General features: G+C 51.7%; 26 protein-coding genes and 2 tRNA genes. 20 read left to right on the top strand and 8 right to left on the bottom strand.

Annotated elements, in window-relative coordinates:
- Window positions 1-22: 22 nt before the first annotated feature.
- The 3 genes from ACKTS9_RS06435 to ACKTS9_RS06425 all read right to left on the bottom strand — a co-directional run bounded on the left by ACKTS9_RS06435 (window position 23) and on the right by ACKTS9_RS06425 (window position 2,869).
- A complete protein-coding gene (locus tag ACKTS9_RS06435; protein ID WP_349216560.1) occupies window positions 23-817 on the bottom strand; it encodes a TIGR03915 family putative DNA repair protein in 795 nt (264 codons plus the stop codon).
- Window positions 796-2,133, bottom strand: a complete 1,338-nt coding sequence (locus ACKTS9_RS06430; protein WP_349216561.1) for a putative DNA modification/repair radical SAM protein — start codon at window positions 2,131-2,133, stop codon at window positions 796-798. Before ACKTS9_RS06430 ends, ACKTS9_RS06435 begins: the two co-directional genes overlap by 22 nt.
- Before the next feature lie 127 nt (window positions 2,134-2,260).
- On the bottom strand, window positions 2,261-2,869 hold the full coding sequence (locus ACKTS9_RS06425) for a LexA family protein (RefSeq protein WP_349216562.1): 609 nt from the start codon (window positions 2,867-2,869) through the stop codon (window positions 2,261-2,263).
- 164 nt (window positions 2,870-3,033) lie between these two features.
- Here ACKTS9_RS06425 and ACKTS9_RS06420 point away from each other — a divergent pair, with 164 nt between their 5' ends.
- The 3 genes from ACKTS9_RS06420 to ACKTS9_RS06410 all read left to right on the top strand — a co-directional run bounded on the left by ACKTS9_RS06420 (window position 3,034) and on the right by ACKTS9_RS06410 (window position 3,611).
- On the top strand, window positions 3,034-3,291 hold the full coding sequence (locus ACKTS9_RS06420; RefSeq protein ID WP_349216563.1) for a hypothetical protein: 258 nt from the start codon (window positions 3,034-3,036) through the stop codon (window positions 3,289-3,291).
- 94 nt (window positions 3,292-3,385) lie between these two features.
- Window positions 3,386-3,473: transfer RNA gene (locus tag ACKTS9_RS06415), tRNA-Ser, on the top strand.
- 48 nt (window positions 3,474-3,521) lie between these two features.
- Window positions 3,522-3,611: transfer RNA gene (locus ACKTS9_RS06410), tRNA-Ser, on the top strand.
- Between the two features lie 119 nt (window positions 3,612-3,730).
- Here the strand turns inward: ACKTS9_RS06410 and ACKTS9_RS06405 are convergent.
- A complete protein-coding gene (locus ACKTS9_RS06405) occupies window positions 3,731-4,462 on the bottom strand; it encodes a nitroreductase family protein (protein WP_407879704.1) in 732 nt (243 codons plus the stop codon).
- Between the two features lie 227 nt (window positions 4,463-4,689).
- On the opposite strand from ACKTS9_RS06405, the gene ACKTS9_RS06400 reads away from it, so the two are divergent.
- Window positions 4,690-6,546: a hypothetical protein gene (locus tag ACKTS9_RS06400; protein WP_407879702.1), complete on the top strand. Its 1,857-nt coding sequence runs from the start codon at window positions 4,690-4,692 to the stop codon at window positions 6,544-6,546.
- A gap of 15 nt (window positions 6,547-6,561) precedes the next feature.
- Here ACKTS9_RS06400 and ACKTS9_RS06395 read toward each other — a convergent pair whose 3' ends face one another.
- Window positions 6,562-8,112 (bottom strand): recombinase family protein, encoded by a 1,551-nt coding sequence (locus ACKTS9_RS06395; protein ID WP_407879700.1) that lies wholly within the window; start codon window positions 8,110-8,112, stop codon window positions 6,562-6,564.
- 360 nt (window positions 8,113-8,472) lie between these two features.
- On the opposite strand from ACKTS9_RS06395, the gene ACKTS9_RS06390 reads away from it, so the two are divergent.
- From ACKTS9_RS06390 to ACKTS9_RS06340, 11 genes are all read left to right on the top strand, one after another.
- Window positions 8,473-9,609: a hypothetical protein gene (locus ACKTS9_RS06390; protein ID WP_407879698.1), complete on the top strand. Its 1,137-nt coding sequence runs from the start codon at window positions 8,473-8,475 to the stop codon at window positions 9,607-9,609.
- A 124-nt stretch (window positions 9,610-9,733) separates the two neighbouring features.
- On the top strand, window positions 9,734-9,940 hold the full coding sequence (locus ACKTS9_RS06385; RefSeq protein WP_407879696.1) for a helix-turn-helix domain-containing protein: 207 nt from the start codon (window positions 9,734-9,736) through the stop codon (window positions 9,938-9,940).
- A gap of 188 nt (window positions 9,941-10,128) precedes the next feature.
- Complete coding sequence (locus ACKTS9_RS06380; RefSeq protein WP_407879694.1) at window positions 10,129-11,238, top strand: amidoligase family protein; 1,110 nt, start codon at window positions 10,129-10,131, stop codon at window positions 11,236-11,238.
- 3 nt (window positions 11,239-11,241) lie between these two features.
- Window positions 11,242-12,222, top strand: a complete 981-nt coding sequence (locus tag ACKTS9_RS06375; protein ID WP_407879692.1) for a class II glutamine amidotransferase — start codon at window positions 11,242-11,244, stop codon at window positions 12,220-12,222.
- A 55-nt stretch (window positions 12,223-12,277) separates the two neighbouring features.
- A complete protein-coding gene (locus ACKTS9_RS06370; protein ID WP_407879690.1) occupies window positions 12,278-12,820 on the top strand; it encodes a recombinase family protein in 543 nt (180 codons plus the stop codon).
- A 235-nt stretch (window positions 12,821-13,055) separates the two neighbouring features.
- On the top strand, window positions 13,056-13,376 hold the full coding sequence (locus ACKTS9_RS06365) for a DUF6809 family protein (RefSeq protein ID WP_407879688.1): 321 nt from the start codon (window positions 13,056-13,058) through the stop codon (window positions 13,374-13,376).
- A complete protein-coding gene (locus tag ACKTS9_RS06360) occupies window positions 13,373-13,834 on the top strand; it encodes a DUF6550 family protein (protein WP_407879686.1) in 462 nt (153 codons plus the stop codon). The genes ACKTS9_RS06365 and ACKTS9_RS06360 overlap by 4 nt, the downstream gene beginning before the upstream one ends.
- A gap of 345 nt (window positions 13,835-14,179) precedes the next feature.
- Window positions 14,180-14,389: a helix-turn-helix domain-containing protein gene (locus ACKTS9_RS06355; protein WP_407879684.1), complete on the top strand. Its 210-nt coding sequence runs from the start codon at window positions 14,180-14,182 to the stop codon at window positions 14,387-14,389.
- Between the two features lie 42 nt (window positions 14,390-14,431).
- Window positions 14,432-15,622, top strand: a complete 1,191-nt coding sequence (locus tag ACKTS9_RS06350) for a DNA cytosine methyltransferase (protein WP_407879682.1) — start codon at window positions 14,432-14,434, stop codon at window positions 15,620-15,622.
- A gap of 3 nt (window positions 15,623-15,625) precedes the next feature.
- On the top strand, window positions 15,626-16,543 hold the full coding sequence (locus tag ACKTS9_RS06345) for a NotI family restriction endonuclease (RefSeq protein ID WP_407879679.1): 918 nt from the start codon (window positions 15,626-15,628) through the stop codon (window positions 16,541-16,543).
- Between the two features lie 15 nt (window positions 16,544-16,558).
- A complete protein-coding gene (locus ACKTS9_RS06340; RefSeq protein ID WP_407879677.1) occupies window positions 16,559-18,454 on the top strand; it encodes an AAA family ATPase in 1,896 nt (631 codons plus the stop codon).
- A 98-nt stretch (window positions 18,455-18,552) separates the two neighbouring features.
- On the opposite strand, the gene ACKTS9_RS06335 is transcribed toward ACKTS9_RS06340, so the two are convergent.
- Window positions 18,553-19,518: a sigma-70 family RNA polymerase sigma factor gene (locus ACKTS9_RS06335; protein WP_407879675.1), complete on the bottom strand. Its 966-nt coding sequence runs from the start codon at window positions 19,516-19,518 to the stop codon at window positions 18,553-18,555.
- Window positions 19,515-20,639, bottom strand: a complete 1,125-nt coding sequence (locus ACKTS9_RS06330) for a DUF6076 domain-containing protein (protein WP_407879673.1) — start codon at window positions 20,637-20,639, stop codon at window positions 19,515-19,517. The genes ACKTS9_RS06335 and ACKTS9_RS06330 overlap by 4 nt, the downstream gene beginning before the upstream one ends.
- 148 nt (window positions 20,640-20,787) lie before the next feature.
- On the opposite strand from ACKTS9_RS06330, the gene ACKTS9_RS06325 reads away from it, so the two are divergent.
- The 5 genes from ACKTS9_RS06325 to ACKTS9_RS06305 all read left to right on the top strand — a co-directional run bounded on the left by ACKTS9_RS06325 (window position 20,788) and on the right by ACKTS9_RS06305 (window position 25,918).
- Window positions 20,788-21,858, top strand: coding sequence for an AAA family ATPase (locus ACKTS9_RS06325; protein WP_407879671.1), 1,071 nt, complete (start codon window positions 20,788-20,790; stop codon window positions 21,856-21,858).
- A gap of 311 nt (window positions 21,859-22,169) precedes the next feature.
- Window positions 22,170-22,481 (top strand): plasmid mobilization protein, encoded by a 312-nt coding sequence (locus tag ACKTS9_RS06320; RefSeq protein ID WP_407879669.1) that lies wholly within the window; start codon window positions 22,170-22,172, stop codon window positions 22,479-22,481.
- Between the two features lie 3 nt (window positions 22,482-22,484).
- Window positions 22,485-23,840 carry a relaxase/mobilization nuclease domain-containing protein gene (locus ACKTS9_RS06315; protein ID WP_407879667.1) on the top strand — a complete coding sequence of 452 codons (1,356 nt, stop codon included), beginning with the start codon at window positions 22,485-22,487 and terminating at the stop codon, window positions 23,838-23,840.
- 49 nt (window positions 23,841-23,889) lie between these two features.
- Window positions 23,890-24,168 (top strand): hypothetical protein, encoded by a 279-nt coding sequence (locus tag ACKTS9_RS06310; RefSeq protein ID WP_407879665.1) that lies wholly within the window; start codon window positions 23,890-23,892, stop codon window positions 24,166-24,168.
- A gap of 70 nt (window positions 24,169-24,238) precedes the next feature.
- Window positions 24,239-25,918, top strand: a complete 1,680-nt coding sequence (locus tag ACKTS9_RS06305) for a recombinase family protein (protein WP_407879663.1) — start codon at window positions 24,239-24,241, stop codon at window positions 25,916-25,918.
- A gap of 157 nt (window positions 25,919-26,075) precedes the next feature.
- Here ACKTS9_RS06305 and ACKTS9_RS06300 read toward each other — a convergent pair whose 3' ends face one another.
- Window positions 26,076-26,945, bottom strand: a complete 870-nt coding sequence (locus ACKTS9_RS06300; protein ID WP_407879661.1) for a UPF0489 family protein — start codon at window positions 26,943-26,945, stop codon at window positions 26,076-26,078.
- Window position 26,946 lies beyond the last annotated feature (1 nt).

The raw sequence follows: 26,946 nt of genomic DNA, 5'->3' as shown, positions 1-26,946 counted from the left end.
CGTTCCGGTCGGAACGCTTTTTTTATTGGCGGATTTTTCGCGGAGATCCTGCGAAATTTTCTTTGACGTGTCCCGGCATTTCCAACATGTCCGGCCAGTAGCGCTTGGGACAGTGGTTCATCCGGCAGCGCGGATTTTCCCGGTCGGGAATGGCGACGACGTCATAAAAGCGCTGCCACAGGGCCCGGTATTTTCGCTCGTCCTCGCTGAGGGGCGGCGGCTGAAAATGGTCCAGCGGTACGATGGAAGCGTGCCGGTCTTTCCAGATCAGAGCCGCGTGGTGAATGCGGTCATAAATCAAAAAGGTTTCAATGGCATATCGGCTGCAAAAATGCTCCTGAATATAAGGAAGCACAAACGATTTTGGAGAGATCTCGGCCGTCAGCACTCCGCCGTGATCGGAAAAGCGCAAAAACTCCACAAACCGGTGCGCCTCGTTGTGAAGAAACTGCTGTGCGGCCAGCATGGGCTGTACCTCTTCGTGCCCGGCCAGGTACACAACCCGGTGCCCGATCCGGTAGCCCAGCAACAGAAAACGCAGAATCATGCGTTCCCGGCCGGGTGTGCAGGAGCAGAAAACGTCCTTTACCAATCGTTCCGCTTCGGTCCCGATTTTTTGAGGGATGGAAGCGCGCACACGTTGGGCGTGTTCCGGGTCCGTTTCCACATACCGCACGGAGAACAGGGACGGTTGTGCCTCCGCCTCCGGAAGGATGTCCTGGGGCAGTTCGCGCCGGTATACACTGTCGAAAACGCAGCACAAAAAGCCGTCATAACTGCCATCGTACAGATAAATCACATTTGACGTGTCAGGCATGTGACCGCCTCCTCTTCCACGGTTTTGGCGGCGAGGGGCAGGGGCATGCCTTCCGCAGCCAGCTGCTGCACCGCAGGCGCACTGAACAGGCTCAACTGCTCGGTCCCTGCATTGAAAGCGGCCGGGTCCAGCAGTGCCCGCACCGTGCTCTCCCGGCTGGCCCCGGAAGGGTGGAACCCCTTGCACACAATGAAGAACTGTGCGCGCTTGAGCACGACGCCGATGCGTTTCAGTTCCGGCAGTCCCAGGCGTCCGTTCCGCCGCGCTGTGCGGATGCGCTGAGCGCTTTTGACACCGATGCCGGGAACGCGCAGCAGCATTTCGTAACTGCAGGTGTTCACGTCCACGGGGAACAGGTGCAGATTGTGGATCGCCCAGTTGCACTTGGGGTCCAGATAAGGGTTGAAATTCTGATTTTTCTCATCCAGAATTTCACCGGCAGTGAAGTGGTAAAAGCGCAGCAGCCAGTCGGCCTGATACAGGCGGTGTTCCCGCAAAAGAGGCGGTTTGGTATCCAGTGACGGAAGAAGCGTGTCCTGCGCCACGGGAATATAAGCGGAGAAGAAAACACGCTTCAGCTGATAGCGCTGGTACAGCCCTTCCGTCAGGCGAAGAATGTGGTAATCGGTCTCCGGGCTCGCGCCCACAATCATTTGGGTGCTCTGTCCGGCGGGTGCGAAACGGGGCGCATGACGGTATACGGCCAATTCCCGTTTGTTTTCAGCCATTCCGTCCCGCACCAGTCCCATGGGAGCCAAAATTGCACGTTTGGTTTTGTTGGGGGCCAGCAGGGAAAGACTTCGTTCACTGGGCAATTCAATGTTTACACTCAGGCGGTCCGCCAGCAATCCCAGGCGGGTGACAAGGGCGGGGTCAGCACCGGGAATGGTCTTGGCGTGAATGTATCCCCGAAAGCGGTATTCATTGCGCAGCAGCTCCAGCGCCTGAATCATTTGCTCCATGGTGTAGTCGGGATTTCGGATGACTGCGCTGGAAAGAAACAACCCTTCAATGTAATTGCGCCGGTAAAACTGAATGGTCAGCTCAGCCAGTTCGTGGGGCGTGAACGCTGCGCGGGGCACATCGTTGGAAGCGCGGTTCACGCAGTATTTGCAGTTGTAAATACACACATTGGTCAGAAGAACCTTCAGCAGGCTGATGCAGCGTCCGTCGGCGGCAAAGGCGTGGCAAATGCCGGCTTTCACCGCACTGCCCAGACTCTGTCCGTCGCCGGGACGGTCCACACCGCTGGATGTACATGCCACATCGTATTTTGCACTGTCTGTCAAAATTTCCAGTTTCTTCAGCAGATCCATCCAAAGGTCCCTCTCTTTCTTAAAAAGGCGCAAAAAAAGAAGCCCCGCTCGCCGTTTTTTGCGCCGAGGCTTAAAAGTACGTTTTATTGTACAGATGATGCGCTATGATAAAGCTGTCAGGAAAAGCTTACCATTTGGTTTTGGTTTCCACCACTTTGCCGGCAATGTAAAGGTGATCCAGGTCTTCTCCCATGATGATCTGCGGGGGGTAAGCGCTGTTGAAAGGCTGCAAAATCACAGTGTTTCCGCGGCGAATGTATTTTTTCAGAGTTCCTTCTCCTTCGCCGAATACAACAACACCCAAATCTCCGCTCTCCAGCGTCTGCTGGCGGCGCACCAGTGCAAGGTCGCCTTCAAAAATTCGCGGCTCCATGCTGTCACCCTTTACCAGCAGATAAAAATAATTCTGGGGATCCTTGACGCGGGCGTAATCTTCTCCGTAATCCTCTTCCAGAGCCAGGGCGCCGTAACCTGCGCGCACGGTTCCGATGATGGGAATGGGATATTCGCCGGCAGCCTGCCAGCCGCTGGTGTCGGAAACCGGCGTCCGGCCCAGTAAATAGTCGGTGCTCACATCAAAAAAGGCGGCGATGCGCGCCAGCATGGCGGGGTCGGGCGTGGAACGTCCGGTTTCCCATTTGCCGATGGCTTGCTGCGAAAGCCCCAGTTCGTTGGACAATGCCACCTGTGAAATGCCCCGAAGCTTGCGAAGCTCTTTCAAGCGCTGTGCAAACATGCACACAGCTCCTTTCTGGTCATTTTCTTGTTAATTTTATACTACTACTTTTCGTTGTCGAAGTAAAGAGAGTTTTCAAAATTAAAATAAAAAAAGTTGTAAAAAATATTGACAACAACTAAAAGTTGTATTATTGTAACGATAGGGAACGGAGGAATCGAAAAATGAAACAGGCATCCATTAGTTTGATCTTGAAAACGGTTATTGTTTTGCTGGGAGTATTTGCATTTTGCGGATTTGGCGCCTATGCGGACGGTGTGCTGAATCTTGCCATGCTGGCCACGCCTGGCTGTTTATTGATGGCCTGGGGGCTTTATCACTTGGACGAATCTTTCTTTGCGGCACGCCACAAACGCTATAAAGTCGTGGACAGAAACATTCGCATGGCGGCAGGCTCTTCCGGCCCCATGCGTGCGGCATAAAATGCGGTGGCAGACGCTTTTTGACAAGGTTAGCTGTTGACAAAAACGATTTTGTGTGGTATGATTCTAGAGCACTCAAGGCTAACGCCGCTGTGGAGAGGTGTCCGAGTGGTTTAAGGAGGCGGTCTTGAAAACCGTTGAACAGCAATGTTCCGTGGGTTCGAATCCCACCTTCTCCGCCACATTTCTCTCAGAGGTGCACAATAGAAGAAAGCGAAATACGCTACCATGGAGATGTACTCAAGTGGTGACGAGGCTCCCCTGCTAAGGGAGTAGGTCGGGAAACCGGCGCGAGAGTTCAAATCTCTCCATCTCCGCCATTCAAATCCTCTCGCTTGTAAAAGCGGGAGGATTTGTTTTTTGTATCCTAAAACAAAAGAATGCTCCCCCTGTGACTAGCGGTGTTCCGCCTCTCACAGGGGGAGCATTTTATTTATAGTTATCTATGCAAAAAATCCTGCAGGTATTTTTCAACCGAGCGGGACATTTCTCTGGAAAAATCGGAGTTGTATTTTCTGCGGCAGAATTTTTCGCACCACTCGTCAAAACTTTGATGGGCACATTCTTTTTCAAACATTTTGCGAAGCTGCTTGCCGTCCCTCCGGACGTAATGATTTTCCTGCACGATGTCCTCGAGGCGGCAGCGAACGGGCTTCGGACGCTGGATCTGCTGCTGCGTGGGATACCCGAATACCAGCATCGCCGCCGGGAACACATAGGGCGGCAGATGCAGAAGTTCCCGGTGCGTTTCACAGTTTTCCATGATGTCTCCGATGTAACAGGACCCAATGCCAAGGCTCTGGGCGGCTGTGACAGCGTTTTGCGTCGCAATGTTGGCATCCGATACCGCAAGCAGGAGATCACCGACGCCCGGTCGACGAGGCTCGCATCCGCCTTCCGTAAAAACATCGTACCACTTTTGAAAATCGGCGCAGAAAATGAGAACCATCTTTCCCTGTGCGATGAACGGCTGGTTGTCACAGCTGACGGACAGCTTTTGTTTCAATGCCTCATCCGTGATGTCCAAAATGGTATAGAGCTGCTGATTCCCCGCGGTGGGCGCCGCCATGGCCGCATGCAGAATCGCTCGCTTTTCATCCGGGGATATCTCCTGATCGGTATAGACGCGGACGGATTTTCGTTCCATCAGCTGGCGAATGACTTCATTCACAACGGTTCTCCTCTCCTGTTTTGTACCGATTATAGAGGTTCGGCCGATGCGTGTCAAGACGGCAGGAATCGAAGCATCGCACACCCGACATGCGAACCGCACGCGCCGCGCCGAGCGGCTTGACACAAGGGAATGAATCGACTATATTAAGTAGAGAAATAGAGATTTTTTAATAAAAATACGATAAATTTTTCAGAAAAAACATACCGGAAAGGGATGAAATTTTCGTGCGTACTCCCGCGGAAAAGGACCCGTTCGACGCTCTGTTGAAACGTGTAAGGCCCACCAATGGGTGGGACAATCCTTGTTCTAATGAGCCTGCTTTATCCGATTTTCACTGCTCGGCAACGCTCTCCGAGTGCGATTTTGAAGGCGTCACGTGCGCAGTAACGGCTGCAAACGAGGACGAAACCTTGTCCTGCTGCTTTTCGGTATACTGCAAGCTGCGAAAAATGCCCAAGCGTTACCGCGATGACCGCAGAGCGGGGATTACAAAACCGTTCGCGCAGTACAAGCGGAACGTACGGGAATGCAGCGAGATTGAGTTGAAGTTACGAATATACCCTACATCAATGAATCGGGCGTTTCACGGTGTATGGAATGCCAGCGGCGAAAGAGAGCAGTGGGAATTTTTTCAAAAGGTGAAAAGAGCCTGCGAAATTTGCTTGTATGCCTTTCGGTTTGGCCCATGGCAGGAGACGCAAGTCCCCATAGACGAGGCGAAGGGCCTTCACCCTCTGTACACCGGATGGAGAAAAGAGGACGGCGCCAATCGCTTTATGGGAATCGGAGAACGTACATGGTGCCACGGCTATCTGAATGAGCCGGACAACTTGGCAAGCATTGTCGAGAGGGACGATGATCCCAGGTTTCAGGGATTTCTTGCGTTTGCAATGAACCTTTTTTGCGACATGTGTAAAGGGCACCCCTCGCTTCTTTTGATTGCAGCCTACGGAATCCTTCAAGTTTTGTACAGTCCGCCTTTTGTTCCGAAAGGGGCACGCTCACCCAGCGGCGAAATTCTGATTTCCCTGAGGATCTCGGAACCGACCGCGCTGGTGGCCGTCGGCCCACCGTCAGCCGCAGGCACAGCGGTGCGCATCTTCGCGGATGCCAATTACGACGGGAAGGTGGCCAAGCGGAATCCGACCTGGCTGGACGAAATCACACAGGAGGGCCACTTTCTTTTGCCTGTCGTTCAAAAAGGCGCTTTTCAGAGTTTAAGTCAGTTTGAGTACATCGATGCAAAAGCGATGGAACCTTCCATGGCGAAGCGCTGGCAAGAGCTGCGGCAGTACGGGCTTTACCCGGTAGTGTGGGCGCCGAATTTTGTCCGAACCCATTGCAGCCGGGAAGAACTCCGTGGAATCGTCCGGGTACCGGTGGAAAAATCCGCGGCGCAGGCTTTTCAAGATCTGAGCAAAGAGAAGTGGAATACGCTTTGGAAACTTCTGCTGCGGGCCTTTCTCTTCTTTTTGCAGGATTTGCCCAATCGGGAATTTTTGGAAAACAGCCTCCGCTTTGATAGTTACCGGGATTGGCGTCAGGGTTTGGACATTCCCGGCGCAGATGCATTGAGAGACTGGCCGCAGTACGGCAGTCTGGTCTTTGCCATGGATCGGTTCCTGCGCTGGGGAGTGGAGATACGCGTGATCGATGAAACGACCCGCCGCGAAATGGTGGAGCGGATGCTCGGCGAGCTTCCCGGCTGTGCCCGCTTTTTAGACGAACGGGAACTGGACCGCTTGCACCGCTACTTTGACCCGGTGTTCCGCGGCGAAAACCCCGGCGGCAGAAAAGGGGCCCCGCCGTACAAATTCTGGCTTGGCCGGGACCGGAACACGAAAGAGCCGTTTCTATACGTGGAAATGAACCGGTGGCTGGACCACTACCGCGCCGTGACCGGAAGTACGGCCTCTGCCACGGAGATTCACAAGGCGCTGAAACCCTACCTGATGCGGCGGCCGGATCTATCCGGCCTCGGGATGCCCAGGGTATACCATGACCCAAAGACGGGCAAAAGTGAAAAACTTTATGCACTTTGCATTCAAGAAAATAAATTTTGCACAGGGGAACAACGCTGAAAGAGCTCCTGCCAATCACGGCAGGAGCTCTTTTTGCGTGGAGACACACTGGTGAAAACTTCCCAAGCGAAACTCCACTTGGATTCGATCGGGAAACAGGGTGACTTGCTCGATGTACTGATCGATGACCTTTTGCGCGCAGCGCAATTCGCCGGTTTGCAAAAGCTGCTTTGCCTTGCGGAACGCCGCGCAAAGCGTCTCGTAGTCCGGCAGGTTGTCCCGCTGCTGCTCCTGAATTTTCCGGATCTCGAATTCCAGAGCGGCTTTCTGCGTCTCCAGCTCCCGCAGCTTTTCGTTCAATGCCGCGGAACCGGTCTCCACAACGACGCTCACAATGTTCCGGATGCCGCTTTGCACATGGTCCAGCCGGGCCGAAAGCGTGCAAAGTGTGCGATGTCCCTCTTCGTCTTTCTGCGCTGCGAAATCCGCGTAGCGCCGGTATAGTTCGGGCAGCAGGACTTCGTCAAAAACCTGATTGGCCAACAGACTCAGCACGTGATTTTCCAGCGTCTGCGTCCGAATCTCCGTATTCCGGCAGGCGGTCTTGGCGTTCCGCCGGGTACAGCGGTAGGAGCAGTAGAGCGGGTGATCGGGCCGCGCCTTTCGGGCATTGCCCGCATAGGGACTGCCGCACACGCCGCATGTGATTTTTCCGGAAAGCAAATAGACATGCTTTGCCTTAAACCGCGCGGTTTTGTGCCGGCGCTCGTTCATTTTCTTTTGTACAGCAGCAAAATCCTGCGGCGAGATCAATGCCGGAATGGCGTTCGGAATACGGATGATCTCATCGTCCGGTTTCAGTCGATGCCGGTTGGTTTTGCCGGAGACCGATTTGGACACGGTTCGGTTGTACGTATAAGTTCCTGCATACTTTTCGTTTCGAAGTATTTCATAAAGCGAGTTCTTCCCAAAGGGTTGTCCCCGCTTGGTGCGATAACCCCGCCGGTTCAGCTCATTTAAAATGGCGGTGTATCCCTTGCCGTCCAGATACATCTGAAACAGAAGCTGAACGGCCTGCGCTTCAAAGGGCTCGATCTCCAAAAGCATCGTTTCCGGGTTCACACGGTACCCAAGAGGCGGCAGCCCTCCCACGTGCTTTGCACGCAGCGCATTTTCCTTCTTTCCTTTCTGCACCTCCCGGGCCAGGTTGCGGGCATAGAATTCATTCAGCCCATCCAGCAAACTTTCCAAGAGGATGGATTCCGGGCTTCCGTCCAGATTTTCCAGGACGGAGCGCAGTTCCACCCCGGCGTTTTTCAGTTGGCGCCGATAGATCACACTGTCATAGCGGTTGCGGGAGAATCGGTCCAGCTTGTGCACAATTACAAGATCAAAGTTACCTCGTTTGGCGTCCCCGATCATTTGCTGAAACTCGGGGCGTTGGTCGTTTGTAGCGCTGTGGGCACGGTCTATGTATTCATGCACCAGCAGCAGCCCGTTTTTTTCGCAGTAGGCGCGGATGGCGCGCAGCTGTGCGTCGATGCTTTCATCGCGCTGCATCTCGCTGGAAAAACGCGCGTATGCAGCCGCACGCAATGCAGTTTGTGCGGTTTGCAAAGCGCTCATGCCGTCACCTCCTGACATTTCTCGGATTCGGAGTTCAAAACCTCCCAGATCATTTCAAGCAGCAGCTCCATCTGCAGGGGCTGCATTTTCTTTTCGTTGGGTACTTCCATCTGACATACCTCCCATTAAATGATATAGCGTTGAAACACCGCTTTTTGCGGGATGGTTTCAATCATTACGAGAGTGTTGTGGATGTTTAAAAAATTATAGCCACACAACAGAAAGGTTAAAGATGGGAGCAATGTGAAAGGAGGTGCCTATTTAGTAACTAGATAAGAGGTGGCATTTTTGATGACAAACGATACAAATTTAAACTATATGTAATTTGCAATAATTTTTATACAGAAAGGAATGAAATGAATGAAACAAGAATTCTGTTTTTCGTTTTATGAGAACCTTGCGTCGATCCATACGATTGAATATCAGTGGTCGGGGGTTCGTACGACCTATGAGGAAATGGTCAGCCGGATATTTGCGCTGCAGAAGAAAGAAGGCTTCAAGGCTTATTCCGAAAAACGCTGCATCATGGCGTATCCGCGTGCAGGCATCACGCTGAAGATCTGTGACTATGCCTTTCCGACGGTGTACGTGTGCATCAACCCGCGCATTTTGAGCGGTGACGATCATTCCTATCTCGGTATTTTTAGCGCAGCGCCCGAAAACATCGCACAGATGAATGAAAAAGCAGACGAGACGTTGAACGCCTGCGGCATCCCGTGCTCTCTGGACCAAATGGAGCTCTGCCGGGTCGATCTGTGCCTGACGCTGGTCTGCAACGTGCCGGAGCTGATTCCGATTCTCCTCAGCTGTGTCAAAAAGGCGGATTGGGATGAAAATTACAAGCGGATTTTCTTCCGAGAAGAGCGCAAAAACGCAAAAGAAGCAAATGAGAACAGTTTCCGAATCGCCTCGAAGCATTATTGCCTGACCGTTTACGACAAACGATTCGAGCGGCAGCAGCGCGATCATCTTCCGCCAGATTGTCCGGATGCACTTCTTCGGGTGGAATTCAGTCTGCAGAGCAGGGCAGGCATCGAATATCACACCCGGACGCCGGGAATGACGCACGACAAGGCCCTTTTTTATCTGGGACAGCAAAGCGGAAGGATCCTTGCACAAAAACTGCGGGATCTTTTGGGGACAGGTGTGCATGTGCCCTATGGCCTGCTGGAGGAAATGGTCGACCGGCAGCCGGATTTGAAAAGCAAGACCCGGAAGCGACTGAAATCGCTGGCCATGAATTTTCTTCTGTGCGAGAACGGCTGGAAGGCCGGTCAAATGTTCTGCACCGAACTGCCTCAGAACATCGATCAGGACCGCTGCTACCGGAACCTGCGAAGGCGGTTGGAACAGATGGGCCTCAATCCCGTTCCGGTGCCCGCAGACGTGCACCTCCCGGTTCCGTCCCTTGCGATGATTGTGGAAACTATCTTGGAATCGGGCCATTTTTCCTATCAGATGGATCCGGACGCGCTTTTTGCATCCCAAGGGGTTTGAGCCGGAGCCCTTTGCAGCACGGCGCTCCCGCATTCGGACCGCGAAAAAGCGGGAGCGTTTGTGTGCAGGGTGTGACGGGTTGTGAAATCAAAATTCAAAGACCGATGATCACAGGAGGCACACGATGAAAGAAGATTTTGAAGAAATTTTCGCCTATCAGGACGATCGCAAAGCCACCGTGGACGTGCGTGAAGCAGCCGAAATTCTGGGGCTGCATCCCAACACCGTGTACAAATACATCCGCTCCCGGCAGCTTCCGGCTCTGCACATCGGACGCCGCTGGCTGATCGCCAAAGGGGCGCTTTACCGCTTTGTGTGCGGCAGAGAGTGAGCCGCAATCACCCAATATTGAAGGGTATATCATTCTTCTGAAGATAGGAAAAGGAGGAATGAATATGTTCGCAAAAAAGATATTCCTGCCCTGAATAGGGCGGTCATCGAGGCGGCGCTGACCTTTGCGGTCGCCGTCCTGATGGCCGCTTCCGACTGTTTTCTCAAAAACAAAAAGGAGTAGGAAAAATGAGCCAAATCATTTGTACCCAATGTGGAGCAGAGCTCCGCCCGGAAGAAGCTCTGTACGTGGGCGACGAAGCCGTCTGCCCGTCCTGTGCAGAAACGGACACCACTGTCTGCAGTTACTGCGGCGAGCGCATCTGGCGCGAACACGATGCCGGAGACAGTGATACGCCTCTGTGTGAAGCCTGTTACGATTCGCACTACACCCGCTGCGTCCGCTGTGGCCGATTGATTTCGTTCTCATCCGTGTATTATCAGGAAGACGATGAGGATGAAGCGTTTCCCTATTGTGAAGAATGTTTCCATGAAGCCGGACAACCCATCCACTGCTACTCGTACAAGCCGATCCCGATCTTCTACGGAGACGGTCCCATGTATATGGGCGTGGAGCTGGAAGTGGACGACGGAGGAAAGGATTCCGGCAACGCCCGCAAAATTCTCTCCGTGTTCAACCGGAACGCGGAATACGGGTACATCAAGTCGGACGGAAGTCTCGATGACGGGCTGGAGCTTGTGACCCATCCCTGCGCGCTCAACGCACATCTGCAGGAAGTCCCGTGGGAAGAAACATTGGAGAAAATCCGCTCTCTCGGATATTTCTCCCATCAGGCTTCGACCTGCGGACTCCATGTCCATGTGAACCGCAGCTTCTTCGGAAATACCAGTGCGCAGCAGGATGAACGCATTGGTAATGTACTGTATCTGTTCGAGCGGTTCTGGCAGGAGCTGCTTCGCTTTTCCCGGCGCACCCAGCGTCAGGTCGAGCAATGGGCCGCACGATACGGATACAAAGACACCGGCCGGGAAATTCTGGAACATGCCAAGAAGTCCTATCAGGGACGATACACATGCGTGAATCTGACCAACGCCAATACCATCGAGTTCCGCATCTTCCGCGGCACACTCAAATACAATACACTGATCGCCACACTGCAGTTTGTAGAGAAACTGTGCAGTGCGGCGATTTCTTTGTCTCAGGAAGAATTGCAGGCATTGTCCTGGAGTGACCTCATGCTGGGGATCCGGGAACAGCAATACCCGGAGCTGGTACAGTATCTGAAAGAGCGCCGTCTGTACATCAATGAACCGGTAAATGCGGAAGGCGAGGTGTGACAGATGTGCGGACTCTTTGGATTCAGCGACCCGAAGCACACCTTGATCCAGAAGCAGATTCGGAGATTGACGGGCAGCCTTGCCACGGCCAGTGAGCAGCGTGGGACGGACGCCAGCGGGATTGCCTATGTACAGGGGCAGACGCTTCGGATCTACAAGCGGCCGCTTCCCGCTCATTCCATGACGTGGCTCGTCCCGGCCCATACGACCGCAGTCATGGGACACACCCGAATGACCACGCAGGGAAACAGTGCCTTCAACCCCAACAACCATCCCTTTCCGGGTATATGCGGAGATACCCGCTTCGCTTTGGCACACAACGGCGTGTTGCACAATGACGATGTGCTGAAAAAGCGCTTCCATCTTCCCAAGACAAACATCCAGACGGACAGCTATGTGGCAGTGCAGCTTCTGGAGCAGGACGGACGGCTGGATGCCGAGACCATCGGAAATACAGCTGCCCGGCTGGAAGGTTCGTTCTCCCTGACAATTCTCAATCAGTTCAATCATTTGTATCTGGTCAAGGGAAACAGCCCGCTCTGCATTTACCGGTTTGAAAACGGCCTGATCTGTTATGCCAGCACCGCAGACATCCTGAAAGAAGCCCTTGCCCGGTGCGGTTTTCTGCCGAGCAGTAAGGAGATCGTCAGTCTGTCCGAAGGGGACATCCTGTGTATCCGCCCGGACGGACGGCTGCAGATGAGCCGCTTTGATACGTCCAATCTGCAAAAACATCTGCGCTGGTGGGACTGTGGCAACTATGACTGCTGGATGCCCCAAAGCCGCCGTCTTTACCGAAAGGATCTGCGCACCTCTCTGGATACTCTGATGGAAACCGCCTGCAATATGGGATTTCTGGAAGACGATGTATTTCTTCTGCTCGAGGAAGGATTCGATGAAAGTGATATTGAAGAACTGCTGAATATGCCGGGAGCGTTTTACGATGCCATTGCAGAAACTGTCTATGCACGGATGGATGAATAACAGCAAAAAAGAAAGCCCGCAGGCTTTCTTTTTTACCGAAGAGAGGATGAAGTTTATGTTGATCGGGTATGTCCGCGTCAGTACCGCGGAACAGAACAGTGCCCGTCAGGAAGTTCTGATGCGGGAACTGGGCGTGGAGAAAGTGTATCTTGATAAGGCCAGCGGCAAAAATGCGAACCGTCCCCAGCTGCAGGAGATGCTGACTTTCGCACGGCAGGGCGATACCATCGTGGTAGAGAGCATCAGCCGCTTTGCCAGAAACACCCGGGATCTGCTGGAACTGATGGAACAGCTGAATGCCAAGGGCATCGGGTTTGTCAGTAAAAAAGAAGCCATTGATACCACCACACCCACGGGAAAATTCATGCTGACGGTGTTTGCCGCCGTGGCGGAACTGGAGCGAGAGTACATCCTGCAGCGTCAGAGAGAAGGCATCGCCATCGCAAAACGGGCCGGGAAATACAAGGGACGCAAACCCATCGACCGGACGGCTCTGCAACCTGTTTTAGAGGAATACCGCAAAGGCAATCTGACCGCCACGCAGGCCATGCGGAAGATGAACGTCAGCAAGAGTACCTTTTATCGGATAAGTCGGTGACATTTCGAAATTCAAGTAAACGCATAAAAAAGCACATGGGCACAAGTGCTCCATCTCATAGAGAAACAAACTGAACCCCCAGGGGCACTACCGGTACGGAGCAAATGAAACAGCCGCAAGTCATTAAAAGTGATGACTTGCGGCTGTCTGCTAATATTTACTCATCTTCTCAATATTTTAGTAGCTTTTCAACCTACTATATGGTAATGTGTGTTGCTACCAGGAGGTGCAACGCATGAAAACATTACTCAAGGACCTGTATGACTGCTTCTATGCCCCACCCGAGTTTTCGGAACAGAAGCAGGAAGTGGAAGAATGCCACCAGACATTGATCAAAGTGCTGGAGAAGCCGGAACGGCGGCTGGTACTGCGAATCATGGATGCCCAGAGTCTGATGGCAGAAGAACGATCCATGGATAGCTTTATCTCTGGATTTGAGCTGGCGTGGCAGCTCTCCATGGAACTGAATCAATATGAAAAAGAGCGCTCAGTCTCTCGCTGTACAGTGAAGGGATCGAGCGCTCTTTCCGTGTCTGGAGAGGAGGAAGCAACATGAAGAAACGAATCATCACTACTGCAGTGTTTTCCGCCTGTCTGGCACTATGTGCCGCTGTGTGGCCGCAGAAGCAACCAGCCGAGGCAACCCCCGTGCTGCCCACGCCAGCCGCTGTAATCGCCACACAGCCTGAAGTTCCGGAGATAGCAGAGGTGGAAGAAGTCATACCGCCAGGGGAAGAAAAGTCGGAAGCAACACTATCGGAACTGGTCGAGGAAGCTGACATTGTCCCGAAGCCATCGCCTACTCAAGCGCCCCCAGCGAGTGAAGTACCAGTCCCACCTGAACAGAATGCCACTCCACAGCAAGAACCGGAGCCTGCCCCGACACCGGACAGCGTATCGGACAACATGGTCTATGTGCCGGGCTTCGGCTGGATAGAAAGCCAAGGTCCCAATCATATGGAATACGCCGAGGATATGTATGAGAACGGCAACAAAAGCGGAATCATGGGATAAATGAAAAGCAGTGCGGTATCAGGACAAAGCCTGGTGCTGCATGCCTTTCTTGTTACAAACCGTCTAAAATCGTTTTTAGTGCGTAGAACGCAAGATATTTTAGATGCGTACTAACAAGAATGGCTAAATGTCATTTTTGAGAAGTGCAACAGTACCTTTAAAATGCCCAAAAAAGGTTGTGCTTCCGCCTGACCACTTCATATAGTGATTGCAGAAATAAATGACAAGTGTTTCAGAAAAATAAGATTGTTTTTTTGAATATAATATTCGCAATCTCGAACAATAATTGCGTTTTTTCGAGCTGTGTGATACAATAGAAACAATCATGCAAGAGCGAGGTGCAAAATGGAAATCAGCTATAACAAGCTATGGAAATTGCTAATTGATAAAGGCATGAACAAGACCGATTTACGCTTCTTGGCACACTTGAGTTCAGGAACAATGGCTAAACTGGGAAAAAACGAAAATGTTACTACAGATATTCTTGTTAGGATATGTTCTGCTTTAGACTGTGACTTAACAGACATAATGGAACTTCAGCCAGTAAGTAAATGACATATTAATAAGCTGATTTAACTAAGCAAAGGGAAAATGATTATGAGTTCTGAAAGATTAAAGATGATAGATTTATTTTCCGGAGCAGGTGGCCTTTCTGAGGGGCTCTCTGAAGCCGGATTCCATAGTTTATTTGCTTCTGAGATTGTTCCTGTATATGCGCAGACTTACCAGAAGAATCATCCTAACACTACAGTATTTACTGCCGACATTCGAGAATTAGATGCAAATGAAGTTTTGAAAAGTTTGGGTATCGAGCGAGGAGAACTTGACTTAATTGCAGGTGGCCCTCCTTGTCAAGGGTTTTCTATTAATGCCCCCATTCGCACTACGCTTGACGAGCGAAACCATTTGTTCAAAGAGTATCTTCGGTTTGTTGACACTTTTGCCCCACGAGCAGTTTTAATTGAGAATGTGCCAGGATTGGTATCCTTTGAACATGGAGCTACACTCCACGCCATCTTGGACGCATTAGCAGAACTGGGTTACGGTGCAGATGTAAGAATTTTGGGAGCCCCCTATTATGGAGTACCCCAAATGCGCTGGCGTACTGTTGTGCTGGGTGTGCGCGGAAGATCGCTGCCCTCAGGTGCATACCCTGAACCCATTTACCACGCTCCTATTCGAGCCAATTTTACAAGTACATTTGACGGACAGTCTATTATTAAAGCGCCATCGCCGGAAGCAAACGCAAATTTTGTTACGGTTTATGAAGCAATTGGGGACTTGCCTCCGTTAGAAAGCGGAGAACAGGGTGCTCCAATTAAGGAATATCGTTGTGATGCTTTTTGTGATTACCAGCGTAGATCTCGGATCGGATCTGTTGGAGTATTAAATCATGAGGCGCCTCGGCTGTCCCCTGTAAATCTAAAGCGCTTGGAGTATATTAAGCCAGGTGGAAATTGGACGGACATTCCCGATGATTTACTCCCAAAAGGAATGCAGAGAGCAAGGAAATCAGATCATACGAAAAGATACGGTCGAGTATTGCCTGATGGGTTAGCATCAACCATATTGACAAAATGTGATCCGCATTGGGGAGCGTTCTTTCATTATGAACAGAATCGTTCCTTTACTGTGCGCGAGGCAGCTCGTTTACAGTCTTTCCCGGATCATTTTGTATTTACTGGAAATCTTGCTGAACAGTTTGCGCAGGTCGGAAATGCTGTTCCACCTCTACTGGCACAGGCCGTTGGCTTGTCCTTACGATCAGTTTTAGAAACGGAGGATTGACCTATGTCTGGCTATATTTCAGAGATCTTTGGTTATCGCGCAGAGGATGCTTCGGATATCGCATTGCAAAATGTATCTAAACAAGTGTGTCCCTTCCTATCCTCATATTGCACAAAAGCGCTTGGAGATAAGGCAAATAGAACACTTTCTGGTGTGTGCTCTGTACGACAGGTTACCCCGGGGTCACCTGATGTAATCTGCTGTCCAAATAGAATCTATGCTGAGAATTATAAAATGCTTTCTACAGTGGCACAGAAGGCGTTTGGTGCAGAGTATAAACTCTATGCTGGTAGACTTGCAGTTTCCAAAGCAAAAGAGGAGCATGGGGCTGTGGCTGTTTTTGGTCACGGATGGGGCGGTGAGTTACCGTTGCCCAAACGGAAAGGGAGAGGCTCGTATTATGTTGACTGGATTTTAGCCCGGCTGGACGGCTCCGGCGAACTAACAGAATTCACCGCCATTGAAGTGCAAACCATTGACACGACAGGCTCTTATCAAAATGCCCGTCGTGCATTGATTGAGCGGCATGAGGTTGAAAAGGATACTGTTGGGTTGAACTGGGAGAATGTGTCGAAGCGAATTATTCCTCAAATCATCTATAAAGGCCAGGTGCTTCAGCGCGAAGAGCTTTGTCGAAGCGGTTTATATTTTGTATGTCCCAAGCCTGTATATGATAGGGTACTTGAACGGTTAGGCGGCAAAGAAAAACTTCCTCAATTTCCAACCCAACCTGCCGCTATCCATTTTGTAGCTTATGACTACCTTACAGATATTTCGACGGAAGACGGAAAAATTCGCCCCTTAGGCATTGTAGAGGAATACTGTACAACTGTGTACAAAGTACAGGAAGCGTTTTCTGCAGTCGATCTACCCGAGCAAAATGTTTATCGTGACGCAATTAGACGGTCATTATATGACTGAAAGAGGTGACTGAACATGCTACTTAAAAAGGTTACAATACACAAATATAAGAGTTTTTTAACAGAACAGTCCTACACAGTCGAGGAGCGTATAACCCGTATTGTGGGAAAAAATGAATCTGGCAAAACCGCATTACTGGAAGCTCTGGCGAAGTCAAATTATTTTGAGGATAACGCAGACTTTCAATTCAATAAAGATTTAGACTATCCTCGCAGTGAACTCATAAAGGCGAAAAATGAAAATCCAGCTGTTCTTACTTGTGAATATGAATTGTCTGATGCAGATGTCAAATCTGTGGAAGATGACCTTGGAGAAGGCATTATATCCAAGCAGACTTTTTCACGAACCTGCTATTATGATAACACTCACACTGCATCTGGCGTGTCGGTCAATTTTGATGTATTCAAAAACTGGCTAATCACTTCTTTTGATGTAGGTGATCAGGGCAAAGAACTCCTCCGTGCCGCAGCTTCATTTTCGGATTTAGAAAATGTGGTTTCCGAAAATGAAACTACACCTGGTATGACAGAAATTCAGGGCGAGCTAAGCAAAATCAAGAAGGGTGCTGGAAAATGGAAAAATCCATTAGAAGGCTATATTTATTTAACCTATATCTTACCAGCAATTCCCAAACTATGGTATTTTAGCGATTATTTTAGCCTCCCTTGCAGGATTAATTTGAACGAATTTGCCGCAGGAACGCCAACGGGAAGTTTGTCAAGTGAAGAATTCAAAATTGCAAAGGCGTTGTTTGAATTGAGCGGATTACAGGTTTCTGACATTCAATCCGAGGCTAACTTTGAGGCCTTTAAAGCCCAACTGGAAGCGACATCGAACTCTATCACCGATGATATGTTTGAGTATTGGACAACCAACCAAAACCTCGAAATTCGCTTTGATATTGAACACTCAACTAATAATGTTCGATATCTTAACATCAGAATCTATAATTCAAAACATAGAGTAACACTCCCTCTGAAAAATCGAAGCAAAGGCTTCCTGTGGTTTTTCTCTTTTCTTGTGTGGTTTAGTAAAATTCAAGGAGATAAGAATAGCAAATATATTTTGTTATTGGACGAGCCCGGCCTTAGCCTTCATGCTTCTGCACAAAATGATCTGTTGCGATTTATAGACGAAAAGCTTGCGCCTGAATATCAAGTTATTTACACAACGCATTCGCCTTTCATGATTGATTCGCTAAAACTCAACGAAGTGCGAACTGTCTATGATACACAGAATCCTAAAATTGGGAGTGTTGTATCGGACGCCGTTGAAGAAAAAGACTCGGATACCCTGTTTCCGTTGCAGGCAGCATTAGGCTATACAATTGCTCAGAATCTATATGTTTCGCCTCAAAATCTTTTGGTAGAGGGTATTTCGGATTTGGTTTATCTCAACCACTTCTCCACCATTTTGAAAGATATGGGAAAAGAGGGGTTGTCTGATGATGTTACCATTGTCCCAGTAGGTGGAGCAGATAAGATTGCAACTTTTATTTCGCTTATGCGGGGTAATGAACTATCCACAGTATGTTTGCTTGACACCTTTACGGATCAAGGTGCTGAGGTTCGATTAAAGCGAATGGTTGAGCAAAAAATTATAGCTGACAAGAAGATTCTGTACTATCATTCTATTATAGAACAGACCTTTGCCGATATTGAGGACTTGTTCAGCAAAGAAGAATATCTCACTCTATATAACGGAGCATTTGGCGCATCTGTGCAGATTTCTGATCTCGATATGGATAGGCCGATAATGTCTCAATTAAAGCGGCTAAATGGTAATAAGTCCTTCAACCACTATTCTCCCGCAAATTATATGGCAAAAAATATTGGTACACTTTCTTTCTCGGAAGAAACGATTGGGCGGTTTGAAAAGCTGTTTTCAATGGTGAATAGTAAATTTGATTAAACTAATCATAGGTTTTTTGCGAGAACAGAAATAAAATCGGGAACATAGGATAAATGAAAAGCAGTGCGGTATCAGGACAAAGCCTGGTGCCGCACTGCTTATTCTGTTTCCTGCTCCAAAGCGTCGTTGAATATCTCATGGACATGGATCAGCGAAACAACTTTACAGAGAAACCGCTCCGCCAGATCCTTTTCGTCCAGCCAGGTGGTCTGCGGCGGCACATAGTAACCGGAATCAGCCTCTGCCTCCGCTCTGGCCCTGCGAATGGCTTTCTGGATGGAGAGCCACTGACCGTAAGTGCCACCGTTCAACTGCTTTCTCAGTTTCCGGATGGCGCTCTTATACGCTTTCTCCGCACCACTGGGGCCGTTGTAGTTCAGCCGGATAGCCAGTTCCTGAAAGGTCATGCCCTGCTCATTGGGCTGGCTAATCCCCAGATAGCAGCGCACCAAATTCAGCTCTCTGGGGCTCAGCACCTCCTCCATGCGCTGGAGAAGCCGCGTCCGGCGCATGAAACGGTCATAGGCCTTGGCGGGATCACCGCCAAAACTAATATCAAAGACACGCTCACCCAACGACTCGATCTGAAACACAGTGCGGTATTCCTCCAGCAGACGCTTGGCTACTTTGGCGGAGACAGTCAGCTTCTCTTGGATGGCCGGCAGTAAATCCGTTTCGACATCTCGCTCATGCGTGGCATAGAGAAACGCCACCTGGCGCAGCTGGCGGTAACGGTCCAGCGGGAGCGACAGAGAGAAGGAACCCTGGGCGGCGCAGTCCCGCATGGCGGTCTCAATAGCGGAGGTCGCATAGGTCAGCAACTTGGTCCCCATGGATGGGTCAAACCGCGTCGCCGCGTCCAGCAGTGCCAGCGCCCCCTCCTGCTTGAGGTCATCCACCAGAAAATCCTGAGAAAACTGCTCGCAGTAGCTTGCAGCCAGCATGGTCAGATATCCCTCGTTCTGGGAAAGCAATAGCGGGGCGGCCTGTGGATCGCCGTCCTGTATGCGCTGGGCCAGTTGCTCGTTGCTGGGGCAGGGAGTGTCACAGTGGTACATACTCATGGCCGGTTCTCCCGGGCAATGCGCGCTCTCGCCTGAGCATAGATCGATTCCTGCTCCATGTCCTTTGCATAGCCGTTGGCAGCATAGTCGTTATCCATGAGCGCCTTATCCCGCAGGCTCTCCGCTACATACAGTGCTTCATTGCGCAGCTCGTCGGAGATCTTTCCTCTCTGGTGATGCTTGCGGATGGTGTTGGTGCGGGTGGTGAACAGGCGGTAGACCGGGTGCTGTTTGTTTTGCTCCTTCTGCCGCATCATGGCGCCGTACTGCCGGCAGGTCATGCGGGGATCCTGAGGCGCAATGCCATCGCAGTATTTCGGCATGTGGCCGTTGGTGGTGAGAAAGTATGTCCCGCAGCCACAGCACCGGCTGGGCGCATGGCCGTGCTGCAATCCGTTCATCAGGTCAAAAATGTAGAAGCTGATGGCATGGTCAAAGAAATACCGGTTCACAAATACGGTTTCCTTTTCCTGTTTCGGGTGTCGGGCAAAGACATAGGAGGATCTCAGATCCGGCGTGATGGTGAATGGTTCAACATCCGGTACCGGCACATCACACATCATATTCCAGAACCATTCACTGTTGAAGCAGTCGTGGGCGGCCATGGCGAAGAAAGTCTCTGTCCGTTTCTTCAACCGCCGCAGATAGCCCTCCTCAAAATATCGTGCCGCCACGGCAAAGTGCTGGATGCCCAGGGGGATGCTGAAGGCGGCGACCAGATAGCGGAAGAAAAAATCCCGAACAGGCGAAGCCGGCTTCAGCAGGTCGTTGTGGGATGCCGGGGAAAACAGCACCTCCAAGGTGTGCTGCTCCTGCCCTTTGTCCATCAAGCTGTACGGCGGACAGTGCCACAGGGCATCCAGCAGCTTCTCCAGAGAGGCGCGGGTCCCGCCCAGCAGTTTGATAAATTCACCCCGCCCGGCCAAAGCCAGGGCCTCCACCTGATGGCTGATGGCGCCGCCGTGGGTGACCAGTTCCCGTATGGTCTCATCGGGAACATTCAACAGTTCGGCGGCAAAGTGGCCGGCCGGGTAGACGGTCTCGTTAAAAAAGATCTGATCCTGCCAGACATCCATTGTCAGATGCAGGAAATTGTTGTTCTGTTGGATCCCCAGTGGCATAGGGCCACCTCCTCTGTCCTATATCTGTTTTCTGCCTGTCTTACGATATTCTCATTTTATCAAAATCCCCCCAATAATCAAGTGAGAGGACAAGAGCCACGGTGGCCGCGTGATCTCTGTCCTTATCTTTTTACAAGGGGATGATCCTATGAGTAAAACAAAACGACTGCAAACCATCGACGGCGAGAGCCTGATGAGCCTGCCGCTGACACCACTCAACTTCGTGGTGGACACGCTGCTGTCTCAGGGGCTGCACATCCTTGCCGGCTCTCCCAAGGTGGGAAAGTCTTGGTTGGCCCTGTGGCTGTCCGTCATGGTAGCCAAGGGCGAACCCGTCTGGGGGATGTCCGTGAAGCAAGGCACCACTCTCTATCTCTGCTTGGAGGATTCCGTTCTCCGTATCCAGAACCGGCTCTTTGAAATCACCGAGGACGCACCAAGCAGCGTCCACTTCTGCACGGAGTGCGCCCTCATTGGACAGGGGCTGGAGGAGCAGGTGGACACATTTATCGTAGCACACCCGGACACGGTACTGGTTATCATCGACACGCTGCAGATGGTTCGTCCGGCTCGCGACGCAACCTACGCAAACGACTACCGGGATCTGTCTGTGTTGAAACGGATCGCAGATACCCACGGCATCGCCATCCTGCTGATCCATCATCTGCGCAAGGAAACCGCTGACGATGTGTTCAATCGCATCTCTGGTACGACTGCTATCAGCGGTGCGGTGGATTCCAGCTTCACGCTGGTGGAGGAACGGCGGGGCAGCGGCAGAGCAAAGCTCTCCTGCATTGGCCGTGACATTGAATACCGGGAGCTGACACTGGAGCGCAACGGTGAAAATGTGTGGGAGCTGGTGTCGGACAGTCGGACACAGCCGGAACTGCTGGGCGACCGCATCATTTATCTTCTCTCTGAACTGATGCGTGACCGAAGCGAATTTATCGGCACTCCCACAGAGCTGTCTGAACGAATCGACCCTGTGGGTGTGGAGCGTATCTCGCCCAAGAAAGTATCCCGGCAGATTCTGCAAAACGTTGACGCACTAAGCAAAATCGGCATTTCAGCTGTGGTGCGCCGCAGCAACGGAAAGCGGCTCGTTGAGCTGAGCCGTGCCGAAAGTGACGATACCCAGGGTGTCCCGGCGGTCGACCCTGTTGACCCTGCTGAGGCGTTGTGCGGCGATTTGCGGGCGGTTTCCAGGTGCGGCGAGTAAACTCCCGCAAGGCAAAAGAAACGCCGTGTTGGGCCGCTTGTGGCCGAAGGAGGAATGCGGGTGTTCGGCGCGGGAGAATCACCTCAAAAGGGGCCCCCGGAGAAACCCAGCGAAGCGGTTTCTCTGGGGAGAGGAGGAAGCACGGAGCGAGGGAGCTTTTGACCTCGGTCGGAAGCGACTGATGCGCAGTCGCTTCCGACGAGGGCCAGCATCGCGTTTGTCTGGTCGTCGGCAAAGCCGCCGCCCGCCTTCCGCTTATTTGCGGGGCGCTGCCCCACACCCCATTTTTACGAAAGACTGGAGGAAACGACATGAAAAAAGATATCAAGTTCAGCACCCGGATGGCATCCGCAGACCGGGAGGCCATCAAGGAATTGGCAAAACGCTCCGGGATGTCTATGAGCGATTATGTGACAGCCTGCTGTCTGGGAAAGCAGGTTGTGGTCGTCGATGGACTAAAAGAAGTGCTCAAGGAGCTGAAGTCCATCGGCAGAAATCTGAATCAGCTCGTCACCCTGGCGCACATGGGACGCGTCACGGTGATCAACCTGGACGGTGTACGCCAGGCGTTCTCTGAACTCTGCGCTGCTGTCCGGTTGATCCTGGAACGAAAGCGGTGGTGAGGGATGGCTATTATCAGCTTCACTAACTACAAGTGTGGTCAGAGCACCGGATGCATGGGAGCCGTGATGCGGTACACCATGCAGAACAAGAAAACCGAGTGTGACGGTCAACAGTTGGTCACAGGCATCAACTGCCAGTCGGAATCTGTCTATGCGGACTTCATGACCACCAAACGGCTGCATCACAAAACCGACGGCGTGCTGTTCTACCACATGGTGCAGAGCTTCCCAAAAGGCGAGGCGGTCGACCCGGTCACCGCTCATGCGGCGGCGCTGAAGCTGGCTGAGTACTATGAGGGCCATGAAGTCCTGGTCTGCACCCACACAGACCGGGAACACATTCATTCCCACTTTCTCATCAACTCCGTCAACTTTGATACGGGAAAGAAACTGCACATCGCAAAGGAGCAGCTCCAGGAACTGCGACAGCGCAACGATCAGGTCTGCATGGAGTTTTCTCTCCCTGTGTTCAACCCCTCGAACAGGAAAGAGAAGGCCAAGACGATGTCCATCGGCGAGTATCACACGGCCGCCCGTGGCCAGAGTAAAAAACTGCAGCTCATGAACATCATCAACGACTGTATGCGCCACGCCTCTAACCGTGAGGAGTTTATTGCGCTGATGGAGAGCGAGGGCTGCAAGGTACGCTGGGAAACCTCCCGGCGGAATATCACCTACACCACACCCAGCGGCTGGCAGTGCCGTGACCGCCTGCTGTTCGGGGAGAAATATCTGAAGGAGAATATGGAATATGAATTCAGGATCAGAGCAGAAATTATCCATGGACGAGCTGTTGGAGAAGAACCGGCCCGCGCAGATGGTACAGACCACGCCGCAGCCCCCGGCACAGGAGCTGACACCGCCTCCCGAAGTGCATCCCACGAAAGCGGAGTGGGAGGATCTGCAGAGCGACCTCTACACACTGGGGTACCACACCGAGAGACAGACTGGCTATCTCAAGAAAGTCAGCGAACTGCTGGCGCAGCTCCCGACCCGGACGCAGATGGACGAGCTGCTGAAAGCGGTGAAGCATCTGGAGCAGATGAACGAACAGGCTGGGAAACAGAACGAAAAGCGTTTTTCTCTGCCCGGCATCAGGCTGCCCAGACTGCGACTGCCGCACCTGGATGGTCCCACATGGGCGGTCCTGCTGATGGGGACGGGGGCGTTGCTTCTGCTGTGGTGGGGCTTGGATACCGTCTGGAGCAATCTCAGTCTGCTGAGCCTGTGATGGACAGCACCACCATGCATCTGCACACAGATAAGAAAACACTCCGTAAGAAGCAGCAAAAGAAAATCGCTCAAGGCCACGCCCAGGGCGATCACGAAGAAGAACAAACTTGGCAGCAGACCATGTGACGGTCTGCTATTTTTATTGCCGGAATTGGTTTCGGGGGAAAGGAACGCTATGAAAAGTGAATTCGAAGTGTATATGGAGACGGGTATCCTGGGTGGATATATGCCGGAGCGAGCAATCGGCTTCCGGGACGAGAATACGATCACGCCAATTTACCGGGATACATCCTATCACGATACGGAACATGGTACAGAGCTGCGCCGGCAGATGATCGTGGGCGGACGAACATTCTTCGTCCGTTCCATCTTCTCTGCCGCAGAGAAAGCGAAAACACCTACGGAGCAGATGCTCCAAATCATCGACAGTGATTTAGGAAAAGATTCGATTTGAGGATAGACTTTAGGCAGGAGATGCGGTATGTTTGTTACTACCGTATCGGCTTGCCCGGAAAGGAGTAGCAATGGCAAGCAACGAAAAATATACCATCCTCTATGGCCGACTGAGTCAGGAGGACACGCAGAAAACAAATAAGACGGATGACTCGAACAGTATCCAGAATCAAAAACTTCTGCTGGAGAAGTATGCAGCTGAGAAAGGATTCACCAACACCCTCTTCCTGTATGACGACGGTTACTCTGGAACGAACTTCAACCGCCCAGGCTGGCAGCATGTCATGGAGCTGATGGAAAACGGTCAGGTGGAAACGCTCATCGTCAAGGACATGTCCCGACTGGGCCGCGAGTACCTTCAGGTGGGGCAGTACACGGAACTCATCTTCCCAAGCTATGGTGTGCGCTTTATCGCCGTCAACGATGGCGTGGACAGCCTGTACGAGTCCACCAATGACTTCACGCCCTTTCGGAATCTGATGAACGAGTTCTATGCCAAAGACTGCAGCAAGAAGGGACGTTCTGTGGTTCGTCTCAAGGCTGAGACTGGCGCCAGAGTTTCCTCCCGACCCCGCTATGGGTATATGAAGGACCCGGCAGATCCCAAACGGCACATGGTGCCTGATCCCGAGACCGCTCCGGTGGTGCGGTACATTTTTGACCTCTGCGTTTCTGGAAAGGGTCCTGCCCAGATTGCAAAGCAGCTCAAGAAAGACAAAATTCCCACGCCTGGATATTCCTACTATCAGAAGCACGGAGTAGAGCTGACCGGAGTGGACATCACCCAGCCATACAACTGGTCCACCAACACCGTCGCTGGCATTCTGGAGGATGAGACTTACCTGGGTCACACCATCAACCTGAAATCCACCACTCTATCCTTCAAGAACAAAAAGCGCATTGAGCGTCCCGAGTCTGAGCAACTGCGCTTTGAGAATACGCACGAAGCACTCGTTACGCAACAGACCTGGGAGATCGTACAGGATATCCGCAAGCATAAGAGGCGTCCGGCAAAGATGGAGGAGCAGAATATCTTCTCCGGACTGGTCTACTGTCTGGACTGTGGGGGCACCATGGTACTGCACCGAGCACACACCATGGATGCGGTGAAAAACAACTTCATGTGTTCTACCTACAAGAAGAAAGGCAAAGATGTTTGCTCTGGGCATTACATCAGAGAACAGGAACTCAGCGCCATCCTGCTGGATGACATCCGGCGTGTCACACACTTCGCTCGTCAGAACGAGCTACGGTTTGCGGAGCATATCCGCAAGAAGCAGGGCAAGGAGGCGCAGCAAGAGATCACGGTGCTTCAAAAGAAAATCGACACCATGCAAAAGCGCCAGGCCGAGCTGACAAAACTCTTCAAACGGCTCTACGAGGACAGCGTCCTTGGCCGCATCCCGGACGAGCAGTATCGCATCCTCTCTCAAGAGTACACTGCCGAGCAGAAAGAGATTCAAGAACAGCTCCCTGCCATGGAAGTAAGGCTTCAGGAACTGAAAGACTCCAGCTCCAATATTACCCGGTTTATTGAGAACGCCAAACGGTACAGCGAGATCCCGGAGCTGACCGCTGAGATCCTGCGCATCTTCATAAAGCGAGTGGAGGTCGGTGAGCGTGCGGAGAAATACTCCCGCACAGCGCCGCAGGAGGTACGCATCTACTACCGTGATATCGGCCTGGTGGATGAACTTCCTCAGAGCATGGTTGATTCCGTGGCAGAAGAAATCCCAAATGAGGTTGCATGAGCAAAATAGGGAGGCTGTGCCGAAACACAGCCTCCCTCCACAGGAACAAATATTAAGTTATACGGGTAGGTTCATAAATTGTCCCTATGGAACGTCGGAGAAGTGTCCATGTGCTTTTTTTAGTAAACCGAGAATGAAATTCTTTGACACAGAAATCTCAGTGCCAAAGGTCATCCAATCCTTGTGTCACGAGTTTCTCAACCAGATCCGCCCGATCCCGCGGCAGGTATCCCGAGTGTGCAGAGCGGCAAAGCGTTACGAGGCAGGGGGTCCATGGTTGTTCTGTGAGCCATTGCAAAAAACGGGCCACGCGTTTTTTTATCCGTGCTTCGTCACAGGAAGGCGGCGGGCAGGAGGCTTCTTCGTAGCGCAGGTAGTATCGGCCATCGCATTCCACAGCTTGAAACAATTGTCGGGGAAGGATGCGAAGCGGATGATAAGGATCTTGACAAAAGGCCTTGTATGCATCTGCGGTCAGTTCAATTTGCTTGGGAAAAGCTGTATGGAGAGAATCGTCCCAGCAAAAATAGTCAAGATCGATATCCAGTACAACGGATTGCAAGGGCGGAGTTTCAGAAAGGCCACCTTCCCAGTATGAGAAAAAACGGTACGCAGGGTCGCCTTCCGCGCGTTTGCTCGCGTGCAAAAATGGGACTTCATCCATTAGTTTCAGGCAGTTGTTTCCGATGAGGTGTACCAGTTTGTCCCGGTGCACAAAGGGCGTTGGAAGGACGCTCTTGAGGTTATAAAGTGTGCTGAACAGACCCTCATACAAAGCGGGTACAATAAAATCTGCAATGCCGAGACGCTCATATGTAAATGCTCTGCGCTCTTCCAAAGAAGAAAAAGGACGGGTAAAATCACGAAAATATGCGCCGCAGACGAGGTCGTCATGGTGATCCACATGAAACAGCACATTGTTTTGCGAAGATAAAATGCCCTTTTGAGCTGCGAGTCCCCAGAGATAGAACGCCTCATGGTGCTCTTCCAAAACATAATACGGAACAGTTCCGAATTTGCCGTCCATA

Source organism: Owariibacterium komagatae (assembly GCF_045865535.1).
In the GTDB taxonomy this organism is placed as follows: Bacteria; Bacillota; Clostridia; order Oscillospirales; family Ruminococcaceae; genus Ruthenibacterium; species Ruthenibacterium komagatae.
The sequence above is the reverse complement of the archived record's forward strand: the minus strand, read 5'-3'. Positions and strand labels throughout refer to the sequence as shown.

Coding starts and splice junctions, on each gene's coding strand:
- ACKTS9_RS06435 (WP_349216560.1), bottom strand. CDS start 817: ATGCCTGACACGTCAAATGTGATTTATCTGTACGATGGCAGTTATGAC.
- ACKTS9_RS06430 (WP_349216561.1), bottom strand. CDS start 2,133: ATGGATCTGCTGAAGAAACTGGAAATTTTGACAGACAGTGCAAAATAC.
- ACKTS9_RS06425 (WP_349216562.1), bottom strand. CDS start 2,869: ATGTTTGCACAGCGCTTGAAAGAGCTTCGCAAGCTTCGGGGCATTTCA.
- ACKTS9_RS06420 (WP_349216563.1), top strand. CDS start 3,034: ATGAAACAGGCATCCATTAGTTTGATCTTGAAAACGGTTATTGTTTTG.
- ACKTS9_RS06395 (WP_407879700.1), bottom strand. CDS start 8,112: ATGAGCGCTTTGCAAACCGCACAAACTGCATTGCGTGCGGCTGCATAC.
- ACKTS9_RS06390 (WP_407879698.1), top strand. CDS start 8,473: ATGAAACAAGAATTCTGTTTTTCGTTTTATGAGAACCTTGCGTCGATC.
- ACKTS9_RS06385 (WP_407879696.1), top strand. CDS start 9,734: ATGAAAGAAGATTTTGAAGAAATTTTCGCCTATCAGGACGATCGCAAA.
- ACKTS9_RS06380 (WP_407879694.1), top strand. CDS start 10,129: ATGAGCCAAATCATTTGTACCCAATGTGGAGCAGAGCTCCGCCCGGAA.
- ACKTS9_RS06375 (WP_407879692.1), top strand. CDS start 11,242: ATGTGCGGACTCTTTGGATTCAGCGACCCGAAGCACACCTTGATCCAG.
- ACKTS9_RS06370 (WP_407879690.1), top strand. CDS start 12,278: ATGTTGATCGGGTATGTCCGCGTCAGTACCGCGGAACAGAACAGTGCC.
- ACKTS9_RS06365 (WP_407879688.1), top strand. CDS start 13,056: ATGAAAACATTACTCAAGGACCTGTATGACTGCTTCTATGCCCCACCC.
- ACKTS9_RS06360 (WP_407879686.1), top strand. CDS start 13,373: ATGAAGAAACGAATCATCACTACTGCAGTGTTTTCCGCCTGTCTGGCA.
- ACKTS9_RS06355 (WP_407879684.1), top strand. CDS start 14,180: ATGGAAATCAGCTATAACAAGCTATGGAAATTGCTAATTGATAAAGGC.
- ACKTS9_RS06350 (WP_407879682.1), top strand. CDS start 14,432: ATGAGTTCTGAAAGATTAAAGATGATAGATTTATTTTCCGGAGCAGGT.
- ACKTS9_RS06345 (WP_407879679.1), top strand. CDS start 15,626: ATGTCTGGCTATATTTCAGAGATCTTTGGTTATCGCGCAGAGGATGCT.
- ACKTS9_RS06340 (WP_407879677.1), top strand. CDS start 16,559: ATGCTACTTAAAAAGGTTACAATACACAAATATAAGAGTTTTTTAACA.
- ACKTS9_RS06335 (WP_407879675.1), bottom strand. CDS start 19,518: ATGAGTATGTACCACTGTGACACTCCCTGCCCCAGCAACGAGCAACTG.
- ACKTS9_RS06330 (WP_407879673.1), bottom strand. CDS start 20,639: ATGCCACTGGGGATCCAACAGAACAACAATTTCCTGCATCTGACAATG.
- ACKTS9_RS06325 (WP_407879671.1), top strand. CDS start 20,788: ATGAGTAAAACAAAACGACTGCAAACCATCGACGGCGAGAGCCTGATG.
- ACKTS9_RS06320 (WP_407879669.1), top strand. CDS start 22,170: ATGAAAAAAGATATCAAGTTCAGCACCCGGATGGCATCCGCAGACCGG.
- ACKTS9_RS06315 (WP_407879667.1), top strand. CDS start 22,485: ATGGCTATTATCAGCTTCACTAACTACAAGTGTGGTCAGAGCACCGGA.
- ACKTS9_RS06310 (WP_407879665.1), top strand. CDS start 23,890: ATGAAAAGTGAATTCGAAGTGTATATGGAGACGGGTATCCTGGGTGGA.
- ACKTS9_RS06305 (WP_407879663.1), top strand. CDS start 24,239: ATGGCAAGCAACGAAAAATATACCATCCTCTATGGCCGACTGAGTCAG.
- ACKTS9_RS06300 (WP_407879661.1), bottom strand. CDS start 26,945: ATGGACGGCAAATTCGGAACTGTTCCGTATTATGTTTTGGAAGAGCAC.